21 protein-coding genes are annotated in these 22317 nt (G+C 69.4%); 16 read left to right on the forward strand and 5 right to left on the reverse strand.

Annotated elements, in window-relative coordinates; translation table 11 throughout:
• Nucleotide 1: 1 nt before the first annotated feature.
• The 11 genes from D187_RS03165 to D187_RS03215 all read left to right on the forward strand — a co-directional run bounded on the left by D187_RS03165 (nucleotide 2) and on the right by D187_RS03215 (nucleotide 8896).
• Complete coding sequence (locus D187_RS03165; RefSeq protein WP_002622888.1) at nucleotides 2-553, forward strand: DUF3341 domain-containing protein; 552 nt, start codon at nucleotides 2-4, stop codon at nucleotides 551-553.
• Nucleotides 550-1113, forward strand: coding sequence for a c-type cytochrome (locus D187_RS03170; RefSeq protein WP_002622887.1), 564 nt, complete (start codon nucleotides 550-552; stop codon nucleotides 1111-1113). The genes D187_RS03165 and D187_RS03170 overlap by 4 nt, the downstream gene beginning before the upstream one ends.
• Nucleotides 1110-2321 (forward strand): hypothetical protein, encoded by a 1212-nt coding sequence (locus D187_RS03175; RefSeq protein ID WP_002622886.1) that lies wholly within the window; start codon nucleotides 1110-1112, stop codon nucleotides 2319-2321. The genes D187_RS03170 and D187_RS03175 overlap by 4 nt, the downstream gene beginning before the upstream one ends.
• Nucleotides 2318-2803 (forward strand): hypothetical protein, encoded by a 486-nt coding sequence (locus D187_RS03180; protein WP_002622885.1) that lies wholly within the window; start codon nucleotides 2318-2320, stop codon nucleotides 2801-2803. The genes D187_RS03175 and D187_RS03180 overlap by 4 nt, the downstream gene beginning before the upstream one ends.
• A gap of 27 nt (nucleotides 2804-2830) precedes the next feature.
• Complete coding sequence (locus tag D187_RS03185) at nucleotides 2831-3700, forward strand: SCO family protein (protein WP_002622884.1); 870 nt, start codon at nucleotides 2831-2833, stop codon at nucleotides 3698-3700.
• Nucleotides 3697-4749 carry a cytochrome c oxidase subunit II gene (gene coxB / locus D187_RS03190; RefSeq protein WP_002622883.1) on the forward strand — a complete coding sequence of 351 codons (1053 nt, stop codon included), beginning with the start codon at nucleotides 3697-3699 and terminating at the stop codon, nucleotides 4747-4749. The genes D187_RS03185 and coxB overlap by 4 nt, the downstream gene beginning before the upstream one ends.
• Entirely contained in the window at nucleotides 4730-6409 is a 1680-nt protein-coding gene (locus tag D187_RS03195; RefSeq protein ID WP_043427865.1) for a cbb3-type cytochrome c oxidase subunit I, read from the forward strand. Before coxB ends, D187_RS03195 begins: the two co-directional genes overlap by 20 nt.
• Nucleotides 6399-7079 (forward strand): cytochrome c oxidase subunit 3 family protein, encoded by a 681-nt coding sequence (locus tag D187_RS03200; RefSeq protein ID WP_043427869.1) that lies wholly within the window; start codon nucleotides 6399-6401, stop codon nucleotides 7077-7079. The genes D187_RS03195 and D187_RS03200 overlap by 11 nt, the downstream gene beginning before the upstream one ends.
• 15 nt (nucleotides 7080-7094) lie before the next feature.
• Nucleotides 7095-7532, forward strand: a complete 438-nt coding sequence (locus D187_RS03205; RefSeq protein WP_002622880.1) for a cytochrome C oxidase subunit IV family protein — start codon at nucleotides 7095-7097, stop codon at nucleotides 7530-7532.
• A 91-nt stretch (nucleotides 7533-7623) separates the two neighbouring features.
• A complete protein-coding gene (locus tag D187_RS03210; RefSeq protein ID WP_020917748.1) occupies nucleotides 7624-7914 on the forward strand; it encodes a YkgJ family cysteine cluster protein in 291 nt (96 codons plus the stop codon).
• 13 nt (nucleotides 7915-7927) lie between these two features.
• A complete protein-coding gene (locus tag D187_RS03215; RefSeq protein ID WP_002622878.1) occupies nucleotides 7928-8896 on the forward strand; it encodes a YheT family hydrolase in 969 nt (322 codons plus the stop codon).
• A 343-nt stretch (nucleotides 8897-9239) separates the two neighbouring features.
• Here D187_RS03215 and D187_RS03220 read toward each other — a convergent pair whose 3' ends face one another.
• Nucleotides 9240-9650 (reverse strand): response regulator, encoded by a 411-nt coding sequence (locus D187_RS03220; protein WP_002622877.1) that lies wholly within the window; start codon nucleotides 9648-9650, stop codon nucleotides 9240-9242.
• A gap of 256 nt (nucleotides 9651-9906) precedes the next feature.
• Between D187_RS03220 and D187_RS03225 the strand changes: the two genes are divergently transcribed.
• On the forward strand, nucleotides 9907-11292 hold the full coding sequence (locus D187_RS03225; protein WP_002622876.1) for a DEAD/DEAH box helicase: 1386 nt from the start codon (nucleotides 9907-9909) through the stop codon (nucleotides 11290-11292).
• Nucleotides 11286-12470: a DUF790 family protein gene (locus D187_RS03230; RefSeq protein WP_002622875.1), complete on the forward strand. Its 1185-nt coding sequence runs from the start codon at nucleotides 11286-11288 to the stop codon at nucleotides 12468-12470. Before D187_RS03225 ends, D187_RS03230 begins: the two co-directional genes overlap by 7 nt.
• Before the next feature lie 14 nt (nucleotides 12471-12484).
• On the opposite strand, the gene D187_RS03235 is transcribed toward D187_RS03230, so the two are convergent.
• On the reverse strand, nucleotides 12485-12859 hold the full coding sequence (locus D187_RS03235; RefSeq protein ID WP_043427871.1) for a helix-turn-helix transcriptional regulator: 375 nt from the start codon (nucleotides 12857-12859) through the stop codon (nucleotides 12485-12487).
• A gap of 125 nt (nucleotides 12860-12984) precedes the next feature.
• Here D187_RS03235 and D187_RS03240 point away from each other — a divergent pair, with 125 nt between their 5' ends.
• Nucleotides 12985-13356, forward strand: a complete 372-nt coding sequence (locus D187_RS03240; RefSeq protein ID WP_002622873.1) for a response regulator — start codon at nucleotides 12985-12987, stop codon at nucleotides 13354-13356.
• 19 nt (nucleotides 13357-13375) lie between these two features.
• Here D187_RS03240 and D187_RS03245 read toward each other — a convergent pair whose 3' ends face one another.
• Together D187_RS03245 and D187_RS58650 are read right to left on the reverse strand one after the other, a co-directional pair.
• Nucleotides 13376-13594 carry an MbtH family protein gene (locus tag D187_RS03245; RefSeq protein ID WP_002622872.1) on the reverse strand — a complete coding sequence of 73 codons (219 nt, stop codon included), beginning with the start codon at nucleotides 13592-13594 and terminating at the stop codon, nucleotides 13376-13378.
• A gap of 33 nt (nucleotides 13595-13627) precedes the next feature.
• Nucleotides 13628-16804, reverse strand: coding sequence for an AAA family ATPase (locus tag D187_RS58650; RefSeq protein WP_020917749.1), 3177 nt, complete (start codon nucleotides 16802-16804; stop codon nucleotides 13628-13630).
• Between the two features lie 232 nt (nucleotides 16805-17036).
• On the opposite strand from D187_RS58650, the gene D187_RS03255 reads away from it, so the two are divergent.
• Complete coding sequence (locus D187_RS03255) at nucleotides 17037-17861, forward strand: metallophosphoesterase family protein (RefSeq protein ID WP_002622870.1); 825 nt, start codon at nucleotides 17037-17039, stop codon at nucleotides 17859-17861.
• 24 nt (nucleotides 17862-17885) lie between these two features.
• Nucleotides 17886-20228, forward strand: a complete 2343-nt coding sequence (locus tag D187_RS03260; protein WP_002622869.1) for a YfhO family protein — start codon at nucleotides 17886-17888, stop codon at nucleotides 20226-20228.
• 64 nt (nucleotides 20229-20292) lie between these two features.
• Here the strand turns inward: D187_RS03260 and D187_RS03265 are convergent, their stop codons facing one another.
• Nucleotides 20293-22056 carry a DUF4215 domain-containing protein gene (locus D187_RS03265; protein WP_043427873.1) on the reverse strand — a complete coding sequence of 588 codons (1764 nt, stop codon included), beginning with the start codon at nucleotides 22054-22056 and terminating at the stop codon, nucleotides 20293-20295.
• Between the last annotated feature and the right edge of the window lie 261 nt (nucleotides 22057-22317).

A 22317-nucleotide genomic window follows, 5' to 3' on the forward strand; every position in this document is an offset into this window, starting at 1 on the left:
CATGTCCGCCGAAACCAAGGTCCTGGAAACCCTGGTCCTCGCCGAGTTCGCCACTCCCGAGGCCCTGGTGGATGCCACCCGGCAGATGCGGGAGAAGGGCTATGAGGGGATGGACACCTACTCGCCCTACCCGCTGCATGGCGGCTCCGAGGCGCTGGGTCTGCCCCCCTCGCGCGTGCCCTTCATCGCCCTGTGCGCGGGCCTCACCGGCACCGCCACCGCCATCTCGTTCATGGCGTACATGAACGGCTTCGACTACCCGCTCAACGTGGGTGGTCGCCCCATCTTCAGCCTGCCCGCCTACGTGCCCATCACCTTCGAGTTGACGGTGCTCCTGGCGGCCTTCGGCATCTTCTTCGGAGTCCTGGGGCTCGCCCGCCTGCCGCAGCCGTACCACCCGGCCTACGAGCATGAGGCGTTCCGCAGCGCCACCACGCACGGCTACTGGCTGAGCGTGCCGCAGTTCGCGACGCTCCAGGCGGATGCGATCATGGATCAGCTCAAGTCCCTGGGCGCGACCCAGGTGACCGTGGTGACGGGAGAGAAGGAATGAGGCGGCTCATCCCCCTGGCCGGGCTCGCCCTGGCCGCCTGCAACGTGCCCTCGGAGTTCCTCCAGCGCATGGAGGCCCAGGCCAAGTACGAGTACTACGAGACGAACGAGTTCTGGGCGGATGGCAAGGCCATGCGCACGCCCCCCGAGGGCACCGTTCCGCGCGAGCGCCTGGTGGGTGCTCCCGGTCTGACGACCGGCCGGGTCAATGGCGAGTTCGTCAGCGCCAACCCGCTCAAGCTCGACCGGGCCGTGCTGGAAGAGGGCCACAAGAAGTACAACATCGTCTGCGCCCAGTGCCACGGTCGGCTCGGCGACGGCAACAGCGTGGTCGCCGAGAACATGGCGCTGCGTCTGCCCCCGTCTCTTCAGGACATCGCCAACAAGCCGGACGGCCACTTCTACGCCGCCATCACCGAGGGCTACGGCGTGATGCCGTCCTTCTCGGGCGAACTCAACATCCAGGAGCGCTGGGCCGTGGTGGCCTACGTTCGCGCGCTGCAGACGGCTCGCGCCCCCAAGGCCGGCGGCCAGCAGCCCCTTCCGCAGGAGAACCGATGATTGCCGTGGATCGTTTCACGGGCGGCTCGAAGGCGATGACGGTGGCCGGAGCGCTGGGCGTGCTCGGCCTCGTGCTGACCATCGTCGGCTTCGTGCTCGACCCCCAGAAGGCCCTGTTCAGCTACCTGTTCGGCTTCAGCTACTGGCTGGGCATCGCGGTGGCCTCCATCATCATGGTGGCCATCTTCCACACCGCCAAGGTCAAGTGGATCACCGTGCTGCGCCGCACCATGGAGACCATGGGCTCGAGCGTGATCTTCTTCGCCGTGCTCGTGCTGCCCATCCTCGCGGGGGCCAAGTACCTCTTCCCCTGGGTGGACGCGCCCAACTGGGTGTTCCCCGGCACCGACGGGGTGAAGTTCACCGAGGTGGAGCTGCACCACCTGCACCACAAGCACCCCTACCTCAACCTCACCTTCTTCTACATCCGCCAGGCCATCTACTTCTTCACGTGGATCTTCGTGTCCTCGCGGCTGCGCGGCTGGAGCCTGCAGCAGGACACGTCGGGTGAGCTCGAGTTGACGGCCAAGCAGCGCCGGTTCGCCCCGGGCTCGCTCCCCTTCCTTGCGCTGACGATTACTTTTGCTGCTTTCGACTGGCTGATGACGCTCACGCCGCTCTGGCAGTCCACCATCTTCGGCGTCTATTACTTCTGCGGCAGCTTCCTGAGCGCGTTCTGCGTGGTGACGATCGCCACGGTGAACGCGCAGGGCAAGGACGGATACGGGTCGCTGGTGACGACGGCGCACTACCACAACCTGGGCAAGCTCATGTTCGCCTTCACGGCGTTCTGGGCCTACATCGCCTTCTCCCAGTTCTTCCTCATCTGGGCCGCCAACCTGCCGGAAGAGGCGGGCTGGTACCGGCTGCGCATCACGGGGCCGTGGCTGCCCGTGTCGCTCTCGCTGCTCATCGGCCAGTTCCTGCTGCCCTTCTTCACGCTGCTATCGCGCAAGCTGAAGCTCCAGCCCCGCCGACTGGCCGTGATCGCCGTCTACATCCTGGTCATGCACGCGGTGGACATGTACTGGCTCATCTGGCCGGCCGTCTCGCCCCAGGGCCCCTCGTTCCACTGGACGCTCCTCACCGCCTTCGTCGGCGTGGGGGGGATCGCGGTGGCGGGAGCTCTGTGGCAGACCCGCGGCCGGTATACGGTGCCGGTGAAGGACCCCTACATCTCCGAGTCGCTGAGGTACGTGCAGCCATGAGCAACAAGAGCAAGGTGGAGGTCGAGTCGCGCGTCGTCCACGGTGCGCATGGCGTGTCGTCCGAGGAAGACCACATCGACACCGGCAAGGTGATTCAGGTGGGAGTGGGCTCCATCATCATCTTCATCGTGGGCGGAATCTGGGCCTGGCGCCTGCAGGTGGCGACCACGCACGAGTTCGTCCCCGAGGGAGCCGCGCCCATCCCGGCTCTGATCACCCCGGACAAGGATCACCGCACGGCGTACGAGATCGGCATCGTCAACCAGCGCCTGTTCCAGCAGGACACGCACGCCGAGGAGAAGATCCGCTCCCAGCAGGAGGCGCTGGACAAGGGCTACGCGGAAGATCGTAACGTGGTATCCCGCACCCCGTTGAATCAGGCGATGGACCAGGTCATCGCCCAGCAGGCGGCCGCGCGCCAGCAGCCCGCGGCGCCCGCGCCCACCCCCGAGCCGCAGCCCACGCCGGCTCCCCAGCCGTAGTGTCTCGGCAGTAGAGGAAGAAGCACGATGTACACCCCCTCTTCGTCCATGCCCCTGCGCGCCGCCACGGCGGCGCTCGTCCTGGCGCTCGGCGTCGCGGCCCCCGCGTCCGCGCTGCCGGGCGGCGGTCGCACGCCCCAGAGCATCATTGATGCGCAGTCCGACGCTCCGCCGCAACTCAAAGGCGTGGACGTGCAGGAGCACCTGGGCGAGCTGGCGGCGCTGGAAACGGCGTTCACCGACTCGTCGGGCAGGCCGGTGCAACTGCGCGACGTGTTGCCGCGCACGCGCCCGGTGCTGCTCACGCTCGTGTATTACAACTGCCCGCTGCTCTGTAACCTCGTCATCAACGAGCAGATCCGCACCATGCGCGAGCTGGGCCTGGTGCTGGGCAAGGACTACGAGGCGGTGACGGTGAGCATCGATCCGCAGGACACGCCCGCGCAGAGCCTCGAGCGGCGCCGGCGCCACCTGCAGTCCATGGGCCTGCCGGAGACGGCCCCCTGGCACTTCCTCACGGGCACCCAGGAGAACATCCAGCAGCTCGCGGACGCGGTGGGATATAAGTACACCTATGACGCGTCGACGCGGCAGTATGTGCACCCGGCCGTGGTGATGGTGCTCACCCCCGAGGGAGCCATCTCGCGCTACCTCTACGGCACGTCCTTCCAGCCCAAGGACATGAAGCTCGCCCTGCTCGAGGCCGCGGGGGGCCGGGTCGGCACCAGTTTTGATCGCATCGTCCTGACCTGCTTCAAGTATGACACCGCCACCCGGCGGTACGGCTTCTACATCTTTGGATTCCTCCGGATAGGCGCGCTCATGGTGTTCGGCGCGCTCGCGAGCATGCTCGCCTACTACTGGAGGCGTGAGCTGAAGAAAGGCACAGCAGCATGAACGAGTTGCTGAACAACATCCTGTTCCTGCCGGAGCAGGCCTCGACCTTCGCGGAGCGTGTGGACAGTCTCCACATCTTCGTCGTCACCGTGACGATGCTCAGTTCGTTCGCGGTGGGCACGGCGGCGCTCTACTTCTTCTTCCGCTACCGGCGCCGCACGCCGGAGCAGCTGACGGAGTACGTCATCCCGTCGGTGAAGACGGAGTTCCTCTTCGTCTCGCTGCCGCTCATCTTCTTCCTCACCTGGTTCGTCATCGGCTTCCGGGACTTCGTCTTCGTCACCACGCCGCCCAAGGACGCGATGGACGTCTACGTCATGGGCAAGCAGTGGATGTGGAAGTTCGCCTACCCGGAGGGCCCCAACGGGGTGAACGTGCTGCACGTGCCGGCCAACCGTCCGGTGCGTCTGCTCATCACCTCGCGTGACGTCCTCCACTCCTTCTTCGTGCCGGCCTTCCGCATCAAGATGGACGCGGTGCCGGGGCGCTACACGCAGACCTGGTTCGAGGCCACCAAGCCCGGCACGTACCAGATCCTCTGCACGGAGTACTGCGGCCTGTCGCACTCGAAGATGCTCGGCGAGGTCGTGGTTCTCTCGCCCGAGGAGTGGGACGCGTGGCTGAAGGAGCAGCGCCGCGGCGACCTGGCCAACCGCCAGGACGCGCTGGCGGACCTGAGCCTGGCGCCGCAGCCGGCGCGCATGGCCGAGCAGGGCCAGAAGGTGGCCGCCGAGGTGGGGTGCTTCAAGTGCCACACCGTCAATGGCGAGCCGCACATCGGACCGACGTTCCTGGGGCTGTACGGCCGTCAGTCGACGCTGCAGGACGGCGGCGCCATCCGCGCGGACGAGGCGTACATCACCCAGTCCATGATGGACCCGGGAGCCCACCTGGTGACGGGCTACGCCAACGCCATGCCCACCTTCCAGGGCAAGCTGACGGGGCCGCAGACCGCGGCGATCGTCGAATACATCAAGACTTTGCGCACTCCGGACATCCGCACCACCGGCGCTTCTCAAGGACCTGTCTATGAGCCCATCCAGCAGTAGCATCGCAGCCGAACCGGGCGCCGTGCCCGCGCCGGGTGGTGAGCATCACGATCACCACCCGAGCTACCTCGTCGATGGCACCACGGTGAAGTCGTGGCTGCTGACGCTCGACCACAAGCGCATCGGGGTGATGTACCTCATCTGGGTCCTGCTCTTCTTCCTCGTGGGCGGCATCTACGCGATGGTGGTCCGCCTGGAGCTGTTGACGCCGGGGCCGACCATCGTCGACGCGATGACGTACAACCGCGCCTTCACCATGCACGGCGTGGTGATGATCTTCCTGTTCATGATTCCGGCCATCCCCGGCGCCTTCGGCAACTTCATGCTGCCCTTGATGCTGGGCGCCAAGGACGTGGCCTTCCCGCGGCTCAACCTGCTGTCGCTCTACCTGCTACTGTCCGGCGCGGCGATCGCCATCTGGGGCATGCTCAACGGCGGCATGGACACGGGCTGGACGTTCTACACGCCCTACAGCACGCACACGACGACGACGGTGGCGCCCATCCTGTTCGGCGCGTTCATCATCGGCTTCAGCTCCATCGCCACGGGCCTCAACTTCATCGTCACCACGCACACCATGCGCGCCCCGGGCATCACCTGGTTCCGCATGCCGCTGTTCGTGTGGGCCATGTACGCCACCGCGTGCATCCAGGTGCTGGCGACGCCGGTGCTCGGCCTCGTGCTGCTGCTGGTGGTGGGTGAGCAGCTCTTCCAGTTCGGCATCTTCGATCCGGCGCGCGGCGGAGACCCGGTGCTCTTCCAGCACCTGTTCTGGTTCTACTCGCACCCGGCCGTGTACATCATGGTGCTGCCTGCCTTCGGCGTGATGAGCGAGATCGTGGCCGCCTACAGCCGCAAGAACATCTTCGGCTACCGCGCGGTGGCGTTCTCGTCGCTGGGCATCGCCTTCGTGGGCTTCTTCGCCTGGGGCCACCACATGTTCGTGTCGGGCCAGTCCACGTTCAACGCGGGCGTGTTCGCGGTGCTGACGATGCTGGTGGGCGTGTTCACCGCCATCAAGGTCTTCAACTGGGTGGGCACCGTCTACAAGGGCGCGGTCGACTTCAAGACGCCCTTCGCCTACTTCTGCGGCTTCCTCTACTTCACCGTGTTCGGCGGCATGACGGGCGTGGCGTTCGCCACGGCATCCCTGGACGTGCCCTGGCACGACACCTACTTCGTGGTGGCGCACTTCCACTTCATCATGGTGGGCGCGACCATCATGGCCTTCATGGCGGCGCTCCACTACTGGTTCCCGAAGATGTTCGGGAAGACGTACCACGAGGGGTGGGGCCTGGTGTCTGCGGCGCTCATCATCCTGGGCTTCAACGCCACGTTCATCCCCCAGTTCCTCCTGGGCAACGCGGGCATGCCGCGGCGCTACTACGAGTACCCGGAGCGCTTCCAGACGCTCAACGTGGCCTCCACGACGGGTGCGTCGCTCCTGGCGCTCGGCTTCCTCATCACGGCCATCTACCTCACCTACTCCCTGGTGTACGGTGAGAAGGCCTCCGCCAATCCGTGGAACAGCCGCGGCTACGAGTGGCTGACCGAGTCCCCTCCCCCCACCCACAACTTCATTGGTCCGCAGCCCGTCTACACGGAAGAGCCGCACTTCTACGTGGACCGCGAGAAGGCCGAGGTGCCCGATGCAGTCTAGTTCCACCGCCCCGGCGCACTCCGCGCCCGGGGTGCCCCCCGTGCCGACCGTCGCCGCCCACTTCGCCTCGCTCGACGTGCAGCAGCACGCGGCGCGGCTGGGCATGTGGCTGTTCCTCGCCACGGAAATCCTGCTCTTCGCCGGTCTGTTCGTGTGCTACGCGAACTACCGCTTCATGTTCCCCGACGGGTTCGCGGCGGCCAGCCGTCACCTGAACCTCACGCTGGGCACCGTCAACACCCTGGTGCTCATCACCTCGTCGTTCACCGCCGCCATGGCGGTGCACTACGCCAAGGAGGCGAAGAACAAGCAGGTGGTGGTGATGTTCATCCTCACCATCCTCATGGCGCTCGGCTTCCTCGTCATCAAGTACTTCGAGTACTCGCACAAGATCCACGTGGGGCAGCTGCCCGGGCCGTACTTCACGGATACGGAGCCGTCGCTGCAGGTGCCCGGCGTGCCGATGTACTTCACCATCTACTTCCTCTCGACGGGCCTGCACGGCTTCCACGTCATCATCGGAATGATCGTGCTGGCGTGGGTGGGCTTCAAGGCGAACCGCAACGAGTTCAGCGCCCGGAACTACACCGCCGTCGAGCTGGGCAGCATGTACTGGCACCTCGTCGACCTGGTGTGGATCTTCCTCTTCCCCATGCTGTACCTCATCTAAGGGAGGCTTCCGCTCATGTCCTCGATAGCCAATGAGTCATCCAAGGAAGCGCAGAACATGCATGAGGAGCACCACGGTGGCGCGGCCAAGTACGCCATCATCTGGCTGGCGCTCATGGTGCTCACCGTCGTCACCGTCGTCACCGGCAAGATCCACCTGCCCAACTGGGGTCTGGCGCTCGCGCTCATCATCGCCTCGGTGAAGGGCGCGCTCGTGGCGCTGTACTTCATGCACCTGGCGGATCACCAGGGCGCCAACCGGGTCGTGTTCGTCACGTCCATGGTGTTCGTGGTGCTGCTGCTGCTCTTCACCCTCTTCGACATCGGCACGCGCTTCCGGCCCACGCTGGCCGCCAGCGGCACGCCGGTGGCCTGGCCGGTGCAAACGGGCCAGTCCATGCCCTACAACACCACGGGCACGAACGAGGCCCCCGAGCGGCGCTCGCACGAGTAGTCGCCCGCCCACCGTCTTCCCCGAACGCGGCGCCGTGGACCCCGTCCCCGGTGCCGCGTTTTTCTTTGTCCGGGGTTATCCTCCCCCCTTCATGGACTGCACCCGCTGTGGCGCCTGCTGCGTGGCGCCCGACATCGCCGCGCTCGACAAGCCCCTGGGCCTGCGCTGCCCGCACCTCGGCGCCGACAACCTGTGCACCGTCTACGAGCGGCGCCCCCAGGTGTGCCGCGACTACCAGCCCGACGCGGTGTGCCGCCTCATCGAGGCCCCCACGCTCGAGGAGCGCGTGCACAAATACCTCGCCCTCTTCGAGCTGACGGCCGAGGCCGACGACGTGCGCCAGCGCGGTTGTTACTCGATGCGTCACGCCCGCCGCGGGTGATATCTGCCCGTCCGTGTCCTTCCAACCCACCGAGCCCTTCGCTCCCGCGCGCTTCCTCGCGTCCCCCCACGCGCAGACCATCTACGCCTCGCTCGTGCGCCCCACGCACGCCCCGCCCCTCAAGCGCGAGCGCTGGGAGCTGCCCGATGGGGACTTCGTCAACCTCGACTCCTTCGACGGGCCCCCGGGCGCCCCCCACCTCGTGGCCCTGCATGGCCTGGAGGGCTCCTCGCGCTCGGGCTACATGAACGTCACCCTCACCGGTGCCCAGCAGCTCGGTTGGGGCGCCACCGCCCTCAACTTCCGCTCCTGCGGCGGGGAGACCAACCGGCTCGCGCGCTCCTACCACTCGGGTGACATCGAGGACGCGCTGTCGGTGATGCGGCACCTGCGCCAGCGCCACACCGGCCCGCTCTACGCGGTGGGCTTCTCGCTCGGCGCCAACGTGCTCTTGCGGCTGCTCGAGGACACCGGGGACGACGCGCCCGTGGACGCCGCCGCCGCCGTGAGCGCGCCCTACGACTTGAGCATCTGCTCGAAGGCGATCGACGGGCCCGGGCCCTTCCAGAAGCTCTACCGCGACCGCTTCCTGCGCACCCTCAAGCAGAAGGCCCGCGAGAAGCTGCGCCTGTTCCCCGGCGCCTTCGACGGCGAGGCCCTGGAGCGCGCCCTCACCCTGCGCGCCTTCGACGACGCCGTCACCGCGCCGCTGCATGGCTTCCGCGACGCGGCCCACTACTACGAGGTGTCCTCTTCCGGCCCCCAGCTCCACGCCATCCGCCGCCCCACCCTGCTCTTGAGCGCCGAGGATGATCCCATCATCCCCGCCTCGACGATTCCCAAGGACGTGTCCGGCAACCCCCACCTGCACCGCGTGGTGACCGCCCAGGGCGGCCACGTCGGCTTCGTCGCCGGCGGCGCCCTCACCCCCCGCTTCTGGGGTGAAGCCCAGGTGCTGGCCTTCCTGTCCGCGCGAAAATGAAGCAGCCCGACCGGCCCCCACCGGTCGAGCTCCCCCTCGGGCCCCCCTCCCTCCCGACCCCCCTTCTTCCCCCCCGTGACGGCCTGGTCCCCCCTTCCAGGCCCTCCCGTCACGAGCTCCCCTCCCGGGGCCGCGTCCCCCTACCCGCGCGGCCCCGTCCCCCCGCTCGCGACAGGAAGCCTTAGCAGCCGCCGTGCCGAGCCCACGCGGCGGGCGCGCCCTCGACTTTTCAAGGGGTTGGCGCCACGGCCTCGAGGACGAGGGAACGCGTCGGCCCTCGGAGGGAAAACTTCTTCCCTCTTCGGAGCGCGGCCTTCTCCCCGTCTCGCGTCAGGCGGCGGGCTCAGGCCTCGCCGGTGGGAGGACGGAGGACACGCAGCAGGTGCTGGGCGAGCAGGTCGCGCGTGGCGCGTTGCAGCTCCCCGAGCAGGACGTGGAGTCCCTCGGCCGAGCCGTCCTGCTGCACGTCACGCACGCGCTCCTCGTGGCCGTCGAAGACCCGCAGGCGCCCGGGCACCAGGGTGATGAGGGGCTGACGCGGGTAGCGCCGCTTGAGCAGGCCCAGCATCAGCGGATGGTCCTCGTCCGGCCGGCGCGCGTCCACCACCACCAGGGCCGGCTCCTCCTCGGCGAGGGTGTCCAGCACCTCGTCCGCGTCCGACAGGGCGGTCACCCGCAGGTCGGGCTCCGCCAGGAGGCGGGACAGCAACTCCCGGGAGGGCCGATGGGGGCTGAGGATGACGAGGCGGCGCATGAAGGCGCGCAGGCTAGAGGCTTCCGGGCATGAAGAGGAGCCTCTCGACGCCTTCGTTCCGCCGTCGACCTCCGGTGTACACTCCCCTCCTCGCCCGGCGGGCGAGCCTGCGTGGGCCCTGGAGCCACCCCACCCTACATCGTCCCGCCAGAGGGAGGCGCGTCCGCGCTCCCCGAGCAGCCAGCACGCGACTTGGAAGGTCCTATGCTGGCGTGGGTTCGTAAATCGGGTTACTCCGAACTTCCCCCCTCTGCCGATGGCGACCGAACTCCACTTCGACTGCGGCACCCTGGTGGCGCCCACCCTGCCGGACGATGGCGCCCTGCGCGCCCTGTTCCAGCGGGATGCGCGCACGGGTGTGTACCGGAGCGAGGCGCGGCACTACCGGCGGGTGGTGTTGCGGCTGCGCGAGCTGGGCGAGGCGTACGAGGACCGGGCCCGGCGCTTCGAGCCGCTGGAGGTGGACCTGACGGCCCCGGTAGAGCCGTTCCCCCACCAGAAGGCCGCGCTGGAGGCCTGGCTGAAGGCCGGAGGGCGCGGACTGGTGGAGCTGCCCACCGGGGCGGGCAAGACGCTGCTGGCGGTGCTCGCCATCGTCCAGGTGAAGCGGCCCACGCTGGTGGTCGTCCCCACGTTGGATTTGATGACGCAGTGGCAGGGGGTGCTGTCGCGGCACCTGGGCCAGACGGTGGGCATGCTGGGCGGCGGGGTGAGTGATCGGCAACCGCTCACGGTGACGACGTACGACTCCGCGGCGATGCAGACGGAGTTCCACGGCAACCGCTTCGGGCTGCTCGTGTGCGACGAGTGCCACCACCTGCCCGCGCCGAGCTACCGCTTCATCGCCGAGGGCTCGCTCGCGCCCTACCGGCTGGGCCTCACCGCCACCCTGGAGCGCACCGATGGGGGCGAGCGCGTGTGCGAGGAGCTGCTCGGGCCGCTGGTGCACCGCACCGACATCCGCGAGCTGCAGGGGCGATTCCTCGCCCCCTACGAGGTGCGCCGGATTGAAGTCCCCCTCACGCCCGAGGAGCAGACGCGGCACGACGAGGCGCGCAAGCTCTACCTCGGCTTCATCCGCCAGCGCGGCATCCGCTTCGACGTGCCCGAGGGCTGGGCGCGCTTCCTCGCGGAGAGCCAGCGCACCGAGGAGGGCCGCGCCGCCTACCGGGCCTACCGCGAGCAGCGCCGCATCGCGCTCACCTCCAGCGCGAAGCTGGACGTGCTCTGGCGCGTGCTGCTCGAGCACCGCGAGGATCGCACGCTCGTCTTCACCGACGACAACGAGACCGTGTACACGCTGGCGCGGCGGCTGCTGCTGCCCGCGCTCACGCACCACACGCCCGTGCCCGAGCGCAAGGCGCTGCTCGCCGCGTTCTCGAGCGGAGAGCTGCCCGTGCTGCTCACCTCGCGCGTGCTCAACGAGGGCGTGGACGTCCCGGAGGCGCGCGTGGGCGTGGTGCTCAGCGGCAGTGGCAGCGTGCGCGAGCACGTGCAGCGCCTGGGCCGCATCCTGCGCCAGCGCCCCGGCAAGCGCGCCCTGCTGTACGAGGTGTGCTCGGCGCAGACGGCCGAGTCCTCCATCAGCGAGCGGCGGCGCCAGCACCGCGCCTACCAGGAGGAAGGGGGCGAGGCATGCTGACGCGCGAGCTGCTCCTCTTCCGCACGAGGGACGCGAAGCTGCGGCCTACCTTCGTCCGGCGCGACGAGCCGGCGCTGCTCGCGCTCGCGGACGAGCTCATCGCCAGCGTGGAGGCGGGGCGGGGCCACTCGCGCGACGAGGTGGAGGAGACCCTGGCGCTGCGGGCCGGCGCCCATGCGCGCCCCAAGGTGGCGCGGGGACTCGTGAAGCTGCTGGTGGACCGGATGCGCTTCGACGAGCCCGCCGAGGGGGCCGTGGAGGCGCGCGCGGCGGCCTTCCGGGAAGCGGCCCGGGTGCGGCTCGCCCTGCCCGCGGGCGCCTCCGTGGAGCACTACGAGGAGCGGCTCGCCGCGCTGCTGCCCAAGCCCCTGCCCGAGCTGCGCGAGGCCCTCTATGCCGACCTCCCAGGTCACCGCGCCCTGCTGGACTGGGAGGCGCTCGGCCCCGCGGAGCTGTTGGATCGCTACAACCTCGCGCTCGCCCAGGGCCCGCTGTTCGACGCGCGGCGGCTGACACTGCGGGCGCGGGCGCCGGAGCTGCTGCGGGTGCGCAAGGTGCTGCGCTGGCTCAAGTTCTGCCGGCTCGTGGCCGAGGTGCGGCGCGAGGGCGAGGACTGGATATTGGAGGTGGAGGGCCCAGGTGCCATGCTGTCGCTGCAGAAGAAGTACGGACTGCAGCTGGCGAGCTTCCTGTCGGTGGTGCCGGTGCTCACCCGCTGGCAGCTCACCGCCGCCCTTGAAACGCCCCGGCGCCGGGTGACGCTCGTGCTCGACGAGAAGGACCCCCTCGTGTCACCTCATGGGTCCGCGCTCGGACACATCCCCCCGGAGGTGGCATCGCTCGCCGAGGGCTTCGAGGACGCGGAGTGGGAGTTGGACCTGCTGCCCCTGCCACGCAACGTGGGAGCCACGGGCCTGTGTGTACCGGATGTCACCTTCCGCCACCGCCAGACGCGGCGCGAGGTGGCGCTGGAACTCTTCCATGCCTGGCACGCGGGCCCGCTGGCGCGGAGGTTGGAGGAGTTGCGCTCGCGGCCAGATGAGGGATTGTTGCTGGGAGTAGACCGAGCGCTCGCCAAGGGAACCCAGGAGCGCGAGACACTGGAGGCACACCCACAGGTGGTGCTCTTCCATGGTTTTCCATCGGCGAAGAAACTGCGCGCGAGGCTCTCCCCGTGAGACGACGCTGCTGCCTACCCGTGCTTCTGCCCCAGGTGCGCGGCCACCAGGCTCAGCACGCGCAGCGAGTTGCGATCCAACTGGCGGGCACGCCGCATGAGGCGGCGCAGCTCCGCGGGCTCACTGGCCTCGGGAGGCGGCGCGGGAGGTGTCCAGGAGGCGGGACCCTCGGCGGAGGCCAAGCCCAGGGCCTCGTCGGCGGACAGGGACAGCACGGCACACAGCTTGCGGAAGGTGGGGACGCTCGGAAGCATGTTTCCCCGCTCCAGGCGCCCGTACACCTCCGTGGCGATGCCGACTCGCTCCGCCACGTCTTCCTGTGTGAGGTTGAGGCGCTGCCGGGCTGCGCGCGCGCACTCTCCCAGCCTGGTTGCCAGCTTTTTTGCCATTGTCCCGGGACCCGAGTGGTTCACCGGTGGCAATATGACTCGGGAGGTTGGTTTCCCAGGACGACTGGGGTAGTATGTCCGTCCGAGGACCCATCACGTTACATGCCCAGCCCGGGAGGTCCTGGATGACCGCGGACGCCACGCCCTCCTATCTCTTCGTCGACGAGGATCCGCTCCAGCTCTCCGCGCTGCGCCGGCTCCTGCGGGACGTGCCCGGCACCAAGCGCTCGGCGACGAGCGCGGAGGAGGCGCTGCGCATGGCGGAGGAGGAGCCTCCCTCGGTCGTCATCGCCGCGTACATCCTGCCCGGTATGGATGGGTTGTCATTGATCGCGGCCTTGAGGAGCCGCACGCCTGGGGTGCTCTGCGGTCTGCACACCACGCAGCTGCCGGGACGCGACATCATTCCGCCCGGCATCACCATCCTGCTCAAGCCCTGTCCTCCGGAGCGCCTGCGGGCCTTCCTGTTGTCGGGCTCGGGCGGCACGCCGAAGTGAAGGGCCCCGGAGAGCCGCCTCAGGACTTCTTGGCCGCCTCTTCCATCTTCTTGCGCAGGCTCAAGGGGCGCATGTCCGTCCACACCTCCTTGATGTACTCGAGGCACTCGGCCTTCTGCCCCTGCTTGCCGGCCTCCTTCCAACCCAGGGGAAGCTCGCGGTCCGCGGGCCAGATGGAGTACTGCTCCTCGTGGTTGACCACGACCTTGTAGACGGTGGTGTCTTCGGTGTCGCTCATGCGATGCATTCCACCCCGCCGGACCGGCGGGGGTCAATGGCCACGTGAACCGCGCCGTGAAGTGGTGGGCACAACCTGTGGAGTCGGAAGGCGGGACTCGCGGGAGAGGGCCCGCGCGTACGCCAGGGCCACCCGGGTGAAGCGCGCGCCGGACAGGCCCGTCACGTACTGGCGGACCATGGCGCGCGTGGCGCCCACGTAGAAGAGGGCGCGGCGCGTGCGCTCGAGTTCCCGCTCCTGGCGTCCCGGCCGGCCCTCCATCCACGCCATGTCGTCCAGCGCGTCCACGCCGCAGAAGAACACCACCGGGCTCTCGTGCCCCTTGCACGAGAAGGCCGTCGTCACCCGGAGGTAGTCCACCTTGCCCACGCTGAAGCCCGCCACGTCCTCGCCGCCCCGGCCTCCGAAGGCCACCGCCTTGAGGCCCTCGCGCTCGAGCGCCTCGGCCAGCCGCGCGGGCCGCACCGGCGCCACCACCAGCACGTCCGCGGGCCGCACGCCCTCGTGGGCTCGCAGCCGCTTCACCTCGCGCACCAGCCACGCCTCCTCCGCCTGGGGCGAGTCGAAGGCACGCACCACCGGCACCAGCCCCTCGCGCTCGCTGCTCTGCAGCCGGTACAGCCCGTCCACCCCCGCCACCGGCTCCTCCAACAGGCCCTGCTCGCGCAGCTCGCTGGCGCGCATGAACTCGCGCATGCCGGGGTTGCCCACCCGGTGCAGCCCGAGCGGATCCAACACCACGTTGAAGGCCAGCTCGGACACCTGGCGCGTGGAGCGGAACGTCTCGCGCAGCACGCGCACCCGGCCGGTGAAGTCGAGCCCGTCCGGCAACTGCTGGCGCAGGGCCTCCACGGGGCTGTGGCCGTAGACGTTCTGCGAGTCGTCCGCGAAGAGCAGGAAGGCCTTGAGGGGAGCCCCGCCCTCGCGGGACAAGGGACGGGCGAGCCCGTAGAGGTGGGCGAGCTCCTGGGCGCTCAGGTCCTGCGCCTCGTCCACGAACACGGCGTCGAAGCTCTCCGGGGCATAGCCGCCCGTGCCCGTCATGTGCATGAGCGTCACACGGTGGAGCATGAACGAGGCACGCCGCCCGAGCCGCCGCCGCAGCGCCGCGTCCACCAGCCGCGTGAGCAGCGTGGTGAGCGCCTTGTTGAAGAAGGACACCAGCACGCGCGCCTCGGGGTGCTCGGCGAGGTAGCGCGCCACCCAGTGCGCCAGCACGTACGTCTTGCCGCTGCCCGCCACGCCCCGCACCAGGTGGTGCCCCTCGTCGAAGCGGCGCTCGAAGAGCGACACCTGCTCCTGCGTGAACAGGGGCCCCATCTCCTTGAGCGAGTCGATCTCCTGGCCCAGCGCCTCGGGCCGCCGCGCCGCGCGCGCGCGCACCCCCGGCATCACCAGCAGGGGCTGCAGCGCGAAGCGCGGCTCCAGGCGCGGCGCCACCGGGGTGAGCAGCTCCAGCAACTGCGAGGGAATGGCCGCCTCGGACTCGGCGCGCGAGGACAGGACGAAGAGGTACTCGCGCGCGCGGCTGGCCGCCACGTTGAGCATGGGTGTGAGCTCGCTCGGGGCGAAGGGGCGCCCGGCCGCCACCGTGTCCACCACCACCACGTCGTACTCGGTGCCCTGCTGCCGGTGGATGGTGGACGCCTGGAAGCGCGACTCGTGCCACCCCTTCTCCTCGGCCATCGCGCGCAGGAGCGCCGCCTGGGCCCGGTAGGGCGTCACCGCCAGCACCTTGAGGCCCGCCTTGAGCGCCGGCGCGGCGATGGCCATCACCAGCTCCGCCGAGAAGGGCCGCCGGTAGCCATGCCCCGAGTCCCCGCGCTCGTGGCACACCCGGCGCGCATCCCGCGTGGCCTCGTCCAGCACCACCCAGCACGCGCGCGCCGCCGGGAAGGCCTCCACCTTCTTGGGCTCCCGGGTGCGTGGCCCCTCGCCATCCTCCAACATGCCCGCGTAGCTGAAGTGGCTCACCACCGCGCCAATCTGCGGGTGCATGCGGTGCTGCGTGCGCAAGAGCAGCACGTGGGGCAGCTCCGCCGCCGCGCGCGCGTCCTCCAGGTGCGACAGGGGCGAGCTGCGCATCCACGTCTGCACCGGCCGCTCCACCCCCTCCAGCGCCCGGCTCACCGGGCCAATCTGCTTGGGATCTCCCCCCAGCAACACCTTGCGCGCCAGCGGCGCGAGCAGCCCCACCGCCGCGCGCGACACCATGCCCGCCTCGTCCACCACCAGCCTGTCGAAGCGCTCGGCGCCCTCCAGCTCGGAGACGAGCCGCAGCGCCCGGTGCACGGTGAGCACCATGAGGGTGGCATAGCCCTCGCGCGCGACGAAGAGCGTCTCGTCGGTGAGCCCGTCGCGCACCTTGCGCAGCTCCGCCTTCACCACCGCCAGGCGCGAGGACGAGGCCCCCTGGAGGTACTCCTCGCGCACGCGCTCCTCCATGTGCGCGATGCGCGCCGCGTGCTTCTGGTAGCTCGAGTCATGGAGCACGGCGGGAAAGGCCCGGGTGAGCTCCTGGCCCACGCCCAGGCCCCCGCGGAAGACGCGGCAGGTGGTGTCCGGCGCATGCAGGGCCCCGGCCTTGGACAGCATGCGCGCCACGCGCAGCGCGAGCGTGTCGGCGGCGCGGTTGGTGGGCGCCACCGCGAGGATGCGCTCGCCGGGATTGTTCTGCACGGCCTGGGCGAGCAGCCGCGCCATCGTCTCCGTCTTGCCCGTGCCCGGGGGGCCCCAGAGCAGGGCCCAGGGCTTGTCCCACAGGTGCTCGGGGCCCTGGCTGGGGCCGGTGCCATCGTCCGGAACGAGGCCGCGCACCCTCTCCAGGGCCTCGCGCACCCGGGGGCCCCGCGCGTCGTAGGCCTTCGAGGCCGCCAGCAGCGCCTCGGAGAAGTCATAGGGCTGGAAGGCCCAGCGCTCCGCGGAGAGCACCTCGGGCTTGATGTGGCCCAGCGAGCGCGTGGAGAGGAAGACGCGCCCCGTGGTCGGATCCAGGTGGACGATCTCCCCCACGAAGCGGCGCTCGTCCGGGAGGAAGCCGATGAGCTGACCGCCGCTCCAGCTCGGGTCCGCCGCGGGCAGGGGCGTCAGGCCGAGCATCGACTCGTCCTCCAGCCGCACGTCCACGGCGCCCTTGAGCATCACCCACCGGTACTGCGCGCGCTCGCTCTCCAGGGCGGACAGCAGCTCCTCCGGCAACACCGAGCGCACGACGAGATCGCCGGATTCGGCAGCGGCCGCCGGAGCGCGGGCCGGCGAGGTCTGTGCGGACTCTTTCCCCATCATGCGGGCCGGACGAGAAGGGGCCTCATGCTGCCTGGAGCAGGCGCGAAGGAAAAGCCACCTCGCCCGTCCTTCCCGGCGCATGGCTGGTTGCTTCCACCCCCCACGAGAAACGGACCCCGGGCCGGAGCGTCCGTTACAGTGGATGGTACGGCCCCCCATGAAGCTCTACGCCCTCAGTGTTCTCCATCTCCGCCACGAGCACAACCGGAGGGCGCTCGAGTCGCTCCCCCCCCATCCCGAGGACTGGCTCATCGTCGCGGGCGACGTGGGGGAGCGACTGGAGGAGCTCGACTTCGCCTGGCGCACGCTGACGGCGCGCTTCCGCCAGGTGCTGTGGGTGCCCGGCAACCACGAGCTGTGGACGGTGTCACGCGAGCCTTCCGCCCTCCGGGGCGAGGCGCGCTACCAGCAACTGGTGGCGCTGTGCCGCGCCCACGGCGTGCTCACTCCGGAGGACCCCTACCCGCGCTGGCCGGGAGAGGGGCCTGCCCGCATCCTGGCGCCGCTCTTCCTGCTCTACGACTACTCGTTCCGGCCGGACGACGTCTCCGAGGAGGGCGCCGTGCAGTGGGCCATGGACAGCAACGTGCTGTGCACCGACGAGGCCCTGCTCCACCCGGACCCCTACCCGTCGCGCGCCGCCTGGTGCGCCGCGCGCGTGGAGCACACCCGCGCCCGCCTGGAGGCCCTGCCAGGCGACTGCGCCACGGTGCTCATCAACCACTTCCCGCTGCGCTACGAGCACGTGCGCCTGCCGCGCATCCCCCGCTTCTCCCTGTGGTGCGGCACGAAGAAGACGGAGGACTGGCACACGCGCTTTCGCGCCGAGGTGGTCGTCACCGGCCACCTGCACATGCCCGCCACCCTGTGGCGCGATGGCGTGCGCTTCGAGGAGGTGTCGCTCGGCTACCCACAACAGTGGACGTGGCGCGGCGACATCTCGCGCTGCCTCCGGGAGATCCTCCCCGGCACTCCGCCCTGATTCGGGTGCTATACCCGGCGGGCAATGGCCCTCCTTCCGCCCCGGGCTCCCGCCCGCTTCTTCGCTCCCGGCGTGTTGCTGCTCGCGTCCCTGGCCCTCTTCGGCGAGGGGCTGCTGCCAGGCCGGGCGTTCTTCTTCCGCGACGTGCTGCACTACTACTGGCCCATGCAGGCCACGCACTGGCGGCTCGGGGTGGTGCCGCAGTGGAACCCCTTCCACCAGGGCGGACTGCCCTTCCTCGCGGACATCCACTCGGGCGTGCTCTACCCGCCCAACCTCCTCTTCGCCGTCCTCTCCTTTCCCACCGCCTACGCGCTGCTGCTCGTGCTCCACCACTTCGTGGGGCAGCTCGGGCTGTACGCCTTCCTCCGGGGCAAGGGCTTCGAGCGCCCCGCCGCGCTCACCGGCGCGCTCGCCTTCGGCCTGTCCGGCTACGTCGCCGGCCTGTGCAACGCCGGCCCGCTGATGCTCGGACTGGCCTGGATGCCATGGGTGCTCGTCGTGCTCCAGTCCGGGCTCGTGCCCCTGCGCAAGCTCGCGGTGCTCGCGGTGCTCATCGCCCTCCAGCTCCTCTCGGGAGATCCCCAGTCCGCGCTCTACTCGGCCATCGCGTCCGCGGCGCACGTCGCCTGGTTCGCCGAGCGCCGGCCCCAGCTGGTGGCGCTCTCGGGAGCCGGCGCGCTCGGCCTGCTGCTCGCCGGAGTCCAGGTGTTCCCCACGCTCTGGCTGCTGACGGAGTCGACGCGGGGCACCGACGCCCCCACCTACCTGGCGAGCTGGAACCTGCCTCCGCCGCGGCTGCTCGAGTTCGCCTTCCCCTACCCCTTCGGTGAGTACCTGGGGCAGCCCCAGTTCTGGGCCTGGGGGATGATCCGCGGGCCCAGCACCGTGCCCTTCGCGCTGAGCGTCTACCTGGGCATCACCGTGCTCGTGCTCGCCGCGCTGGGCGTGCGGCGCGAGCGCTTCAGCGGCTTCGCGCTCACCCTGTGCGCGGTGGGCGTGCTGCTCGCCCTGGGGCAGAAGTCCCCGCTGTCCTTCCTGCTCGCCGCGCCCCCGCTGAGCTTCTTCCGCTACCCGGAGAAGTACGTCGTCCTGGTGGCGCTCGGGTGCGCGGGGCTCGCCGCGTCCGGGGCGAGGGCCGTGCTCGCCGGAGTCTCGCGGCGCTGGCTGGCCGGGCTCGGCGCGGGGGCCCTGCTGCTCGTGGGCCTGCTCGGGTTCACCTGGGCCCAACCCTCCACCGCCGTGACCTGGGCCACCGGTCTGATGGGGCTGGCCACCGGGGACGGCTCGCACCATGCGGTCATCGCCGGGCTCGCGGCCCGCTCCCTGGGCACCTCGCTGTGCTTCCTGACCGGCATGCTCGCGCTCGCGGCGCTGGCATCGCGCCACCCCACCCACCCGGCCCTCCCCGCGGCCCTGCTCCTGCTGGTGGCGGGGGATCTGCTCTGGACGGCGCGGGCGACGGTGTTCGTGGGCCCCACCTCGCTCTACCGCGAGCCGGAGATTATCGGGCGGCTGCGCGAGGAGGTGGGCTCGCCGCCCACGCGGCTGTTCCGCCAGGACAAGCCGCTCAAGGCCAACGCCCCGCCGAGCCGCTCGCTCGAGGGACTCATCAACCTGCGCCACTACGAGCTGGCGACGCTCAAGAGCAACCTGGCCGGTGTCTTCGGCCTGGAGGAGGTGACGAGCTACGGCGCGGTGGAGCTGTGGCGCTATCGGGCCTTCATGGACGTGCTCGCCGCGCGCCCCGAGCTGGCGGCACGGCTGTATGGGGCGTGCTTGTGGACGACCTCGTCCGCGCCAGGGTCCACCCCCGGCGAGGGCCTGGTGAGTGTCCTCCAGGGGCCGAACCGGCTCGACGTGAAGCGGCTGAGCGACTGTCCCCCGCGCCTGCGCACGGCCTCGCGCACCACCGCCGTGCCCGACCAGAGCGAGGCCCTCCGGGCGCTGAGCACGGGAAGCGTCGACGGGCTTGAGAACGTGGCCGTGGAGGGAGGAACGTCGAGGAGCTACGCGCCCGCCCAGGTGGACGCGGTGGAGCTCGGCGCCCGGGACGCGCGGGCGCGGGTGGTGGCGGGCGCGGGTGGCACCTTCCTCGTCTTCGCGACCACGAGCTACCCGGGGTGGGCCGCCACGGTGGATGGAGAGGAGACGCCCGTGCTGACCGTCGATGGCGCGCTCATGGGCATCGAGGTGCCCGAGGGCACCCACCAGGTCGACTTCGAGTTCACCGACCCCGGCCTGTCCTCGGGAATCCAGGCGAGTGTCGCGGCGGCCCTGGTGCTCGCGCTGCTCCTGGTCCTCTCCCGGCGTTCGACCGGGGTGGCGGATCAGGCGGAGGCCACCCCCCGGCCGGTGGAGCCCTGAAACGACGAGGCCGCCCGGGAGTCAGTGCTCCCGAGCGGCCTCGCTCACGGACTCGGTGGACTAATCAGTTGAGCTCGATCTTGCAGATGCTGCTGCAGCCGTCGCCGCTCTTGTTGTTGCCATCGTCGCACGTCTCGCCCTGGTCCTTCTGGATGGTCTTGTCGCCGCAGCGGGGACCCCAGACGCACCCGCGGGCGCACTGGTTGTAGCCACCAGCGTTGACCCCGTCATCGCACTCCTCGCCCTGGTCGACGACCTTGTTGCCGCAGGTGGCGCGGCACTCGTTGCGCTTGGTGTTGAAGCCGTTGAGCGTGAGCCGGTAGTTGGAGCCCGTGGTGTGGCGCTCGGCCTGGAGCACCACCACCTCGTAGATGCGGCCCTTCACCAGCTTGAGGTTGGTGGCCGCGGTGGTGTCCAGGGTGATGGACTGCTCCTCGGGCCCATGCACGCCGCCGATGTCGAGCGCCAGACGGCCATTGATGTACACCCACACGTCGTCGTCACCGCGGAAGGTGAGCTTCTCGCCGCCCTTGTACTCGAACCAGTAGCGCGCCTCGCTCGTGAAGTTGAAGTTGTGGCCGCTGCGCACGGGCTCGTACTGGCTCCCCTTGCCCACCCACCCCAGGTTGTCGAGGTGGAAGAACGCGGTGGAGTCGAGTTCGTAGGCGCCGGAGCCGTCCGTCTTCTTCGGCAGGGACAGGGTCTTGACCACCGTGATGTTGACGTTGAGCGTGTCGCGGTACCACTGATCGAACGCGGCCTTGCCATGGGTGGTGGAGCTGCTCACACCCTCCTTCGCGTACACGGGCTTGCCATTGCTGTCGAGCTGGCTGGTGTACAGGGCGCCCAGGATTCCCTTCTCACTGCCGTTGGCGTTCTCGAAGTCCTCGTGGCCCCTCGGCAGACCGAGGCTGGTGTTGGCCTGCAGATCCCAGCCGCGGAAGTCACGGAAGACGAAGGGGATTTCCACCTTCGCCGGCGGAGTGGTCTCGATGGTCGAGCAGACGAAGCCCGGCTCGAACTTGCACTCCGCCGAGCAGCCATCGTTGGAGCGGGTATTGCCGTCATCGCACTGCTCGTTGGTCCCGGGGAGGATCACGCCATCACCACACACCGCCTGGCAGAGGCCCTCGCGATTGCAGTTGGGCTCACGCACGCACAGGGGCGAGCACCCATCGCCCATGTCGTTGTTGCCATCGTCACACTGCTCGGTGCCCTCACGAACCTTGTCGCCACAGACGGTCTTCGTGCAGGGCTTGTTGATGGTGTCGCACTTGTACCCGGCCTCCAGACGGCAGACCTCGCTGCAGCCATCGCCCTTGGCGGAGTTGCCATCCTCGCACTCCTCGTCACCGGCGATGATGAGATCACCGCACTTGGCGGCCTGGCAGCGCCCGCCGCTCTGCGGGCAGTTCCAGCCATCCTCCACCGTGCAATTGGCATTGCAGCCATCGCCGCCCGTGGCGTTCCGATCGTCGCACGTCTCACCGCCCTCGACCTTGCCATCACCGCAGACCACCGCCCGGACACAAGGAGCGCCCGGGGTCTCGCACACGTAGCCCGACTCGATGTTCGCGCAGTTGGCGACGCAACCGTCTCCGCTCACCGTGTTGCCATCGTCACATGCCTCGGTGCCCGTCTTCTGCCCATCTCCACACCGGCCACCAGGGCCCGGGTCGACGGGGCAAGAACCACCGTCGCAGTTCGTGGGCGGCGTGCCAGAGTCCGGATCCGAGGGCTCGATAACACCGGGACAGGCCGTGAGAGACAACACAAGCGAAGCGAGGGCGAGGCCCGCGAATCGCGATCGAATTGGAGTATTAACCATTTGGGGTAGACCGAGCATGAAGAGGGGAGTTCAACAAACCAATTGTACCTCGTCCGCTGACGGCGGGTGACCTTCCATGCTCAAAGGAAGAAAACAGCCCTACCGTCAGGGTTCGACAGGCCTCCTGCTCTCGCGGTGAATGTCGTTCAGACACACAGGCGAGTCACTCCCAAACTGTTTGTCGTTCATGATGGCGCCCTCCATGGCTCACCCCCACCCCGCTGTCGCCTCGCTGTTCGGGAAGACTCTCGCCGATTTATT

Origin of the sequence: Cystobacter fuscus DSM 2262 (assembly GCF_000335475.2) — a bacterium.
GTDB classification, from domain to species: Bacteria; Myxococcota; Myxococcia; order Myxococcales; family Myxococcaceae; genus Cystobacter; species Cystobacter fuscus.

What these genes read in the sequence shown, in the direction of transcription:
- D187_RS03245 (WP_002622872.1), bottom strand. Translation starts at nt 13,594, where the DNA reads ATGAGCGACACCGAAGACACCACCGTCTACAAGGTCGTGGTCAACCAC.
- D187_RS03220 (WP_002622877.1), bottom strand. Translation starts at nt 9,650, where the DNA reads ATGCGCCGCCTCGTCATCCTCAGCCCCCATCGGCCCTCCCGGGAGTTG.
- coxB (WP_002622883.1), top strand. Translation starts at nt 3,697, where the DNA reads ATGAACGAGTTGCTGAACAACATCCTGTTCCTGCCGGAGCAGGCCTCG.
- D187_RS03175 (WP_002622886.1), top strand. Translation starts at nt 1,110, where the DNA reads ATGATTGCCGTGGATCGTTTCACGGGCGGCTCGAAGGCGATGACGGTG.
- D187_RS03255 (WP_002622870.1), top strand. Translation starts at nt 17,037, where the DNA reads ATGAAGCTCTACGCCCTCAGTGTTCTCCATCTCCGCCACGAGCACAAC.
- D187_RS03165 (WP_002622888.1), top strand. Translation starts at nt 2, where the DNA reads ATGTCCGCCGAAACCAAGGTCCTGGAAACCCTGGTCCTCGCCGAGTTC.
- D187_RS03240 (WP_002622873.1), top strand. Translation starts at nt 12,985, where the DNA reads ATGACCGCGGACGCCACGCCCTCCTATCTCTTCGTCGACGAGGATCCG.
- D187_RS03260 (WP_002622869.1), top strand. Translation starts at nt 17,886, where the DNA reads ATGGCCCTCCTTCCGCCCCGGGCTCCCGCCCGCTTCTTCGCTCCCGGC.
- D187_RS03235 (WP_043427871.1), bottom strand. Translation starts at nt 12,859, where the DNA reads ATGGCAAAAAAGCTGGCAACCAGGCTGGGAGAGTGCGCGCGCGCAGCC.
- D187_RS03265 (WP_043427873.1), bottom strand. Translation starts at nt 22,056, where the DNA reads ATGGTTAATACTCCAATTCGATCGCGATTCGCGGGCCTCGCCCTCGCT.
- D187_RS03170 (WP_002622887.1), top strand. Translation starts at nt 550, where the DNA reads ATGAGGCGGCTCATCCCCCTGGCCGGGCTCGCCCTGGCCGCCTGCAAC.
- D187_RS03205 (WP_002622880.1), top strand. Translation starts at nt 7,095, where the DNA reads ATGTCCTCGATAGCCAATGAGTCATCCAAGGAAGCGCAGAACATGCAT.
- D187_RS03195 (WP_043427865.1), top strand. Translation starts at nt 4,730, where the DNA reads ATGAGCCCATCCAGCAGTAGCATCGCAGCCGAACCGGGCGCCGTGCCC.
- D187_RS03210 (WP_020917748.1), top strand. Translation starts at nt 7,624, where the DNA reads ATGGACTGCACCCGCTGTGGCGCCTGCTGCGTGGCGCCCGACATCGCC.
- D187_RS03185 (WP_002622884.1), top strand. Translation starts at nt 2,831, where the DNA reads ATGTACACCCCCTCTTCGTCCATGCCCCTGCGCGCCGCCACGGCGGCG.
- D187_RS03225 (WP_002622876.1), top strand. Translation starts at nt 9,907, where the DNA reads ATGGCGACCGAACTCCACTTCGACTGCGGCACCCTGGTGGCGCCCACC.
- D187_RS03200 (WP_043427869.1), top strand. Translation starts at nt 6,399, where the DNA reads ATGCAGTCTAGTTCCACCGCCCCGGCGCACTCCGCGCCCGGGGTGCCC.
- D187_RS03230 (WP_002622875.1), top strand. Translation starts at nt 11,286, where the DNA reads ATGCTGACGCGCGAGCTGCTCCTCTTCCGCACGAGGGACGCGAAGCTG.
- D187_RS03180 (WP_002622885.1), top strand. Translation starts at nt 2,318, where the DNA reads ATGAGCAACAAGAGCAAGGTGGAGGTCGAGTCGCGCGTCGTCCACGGT.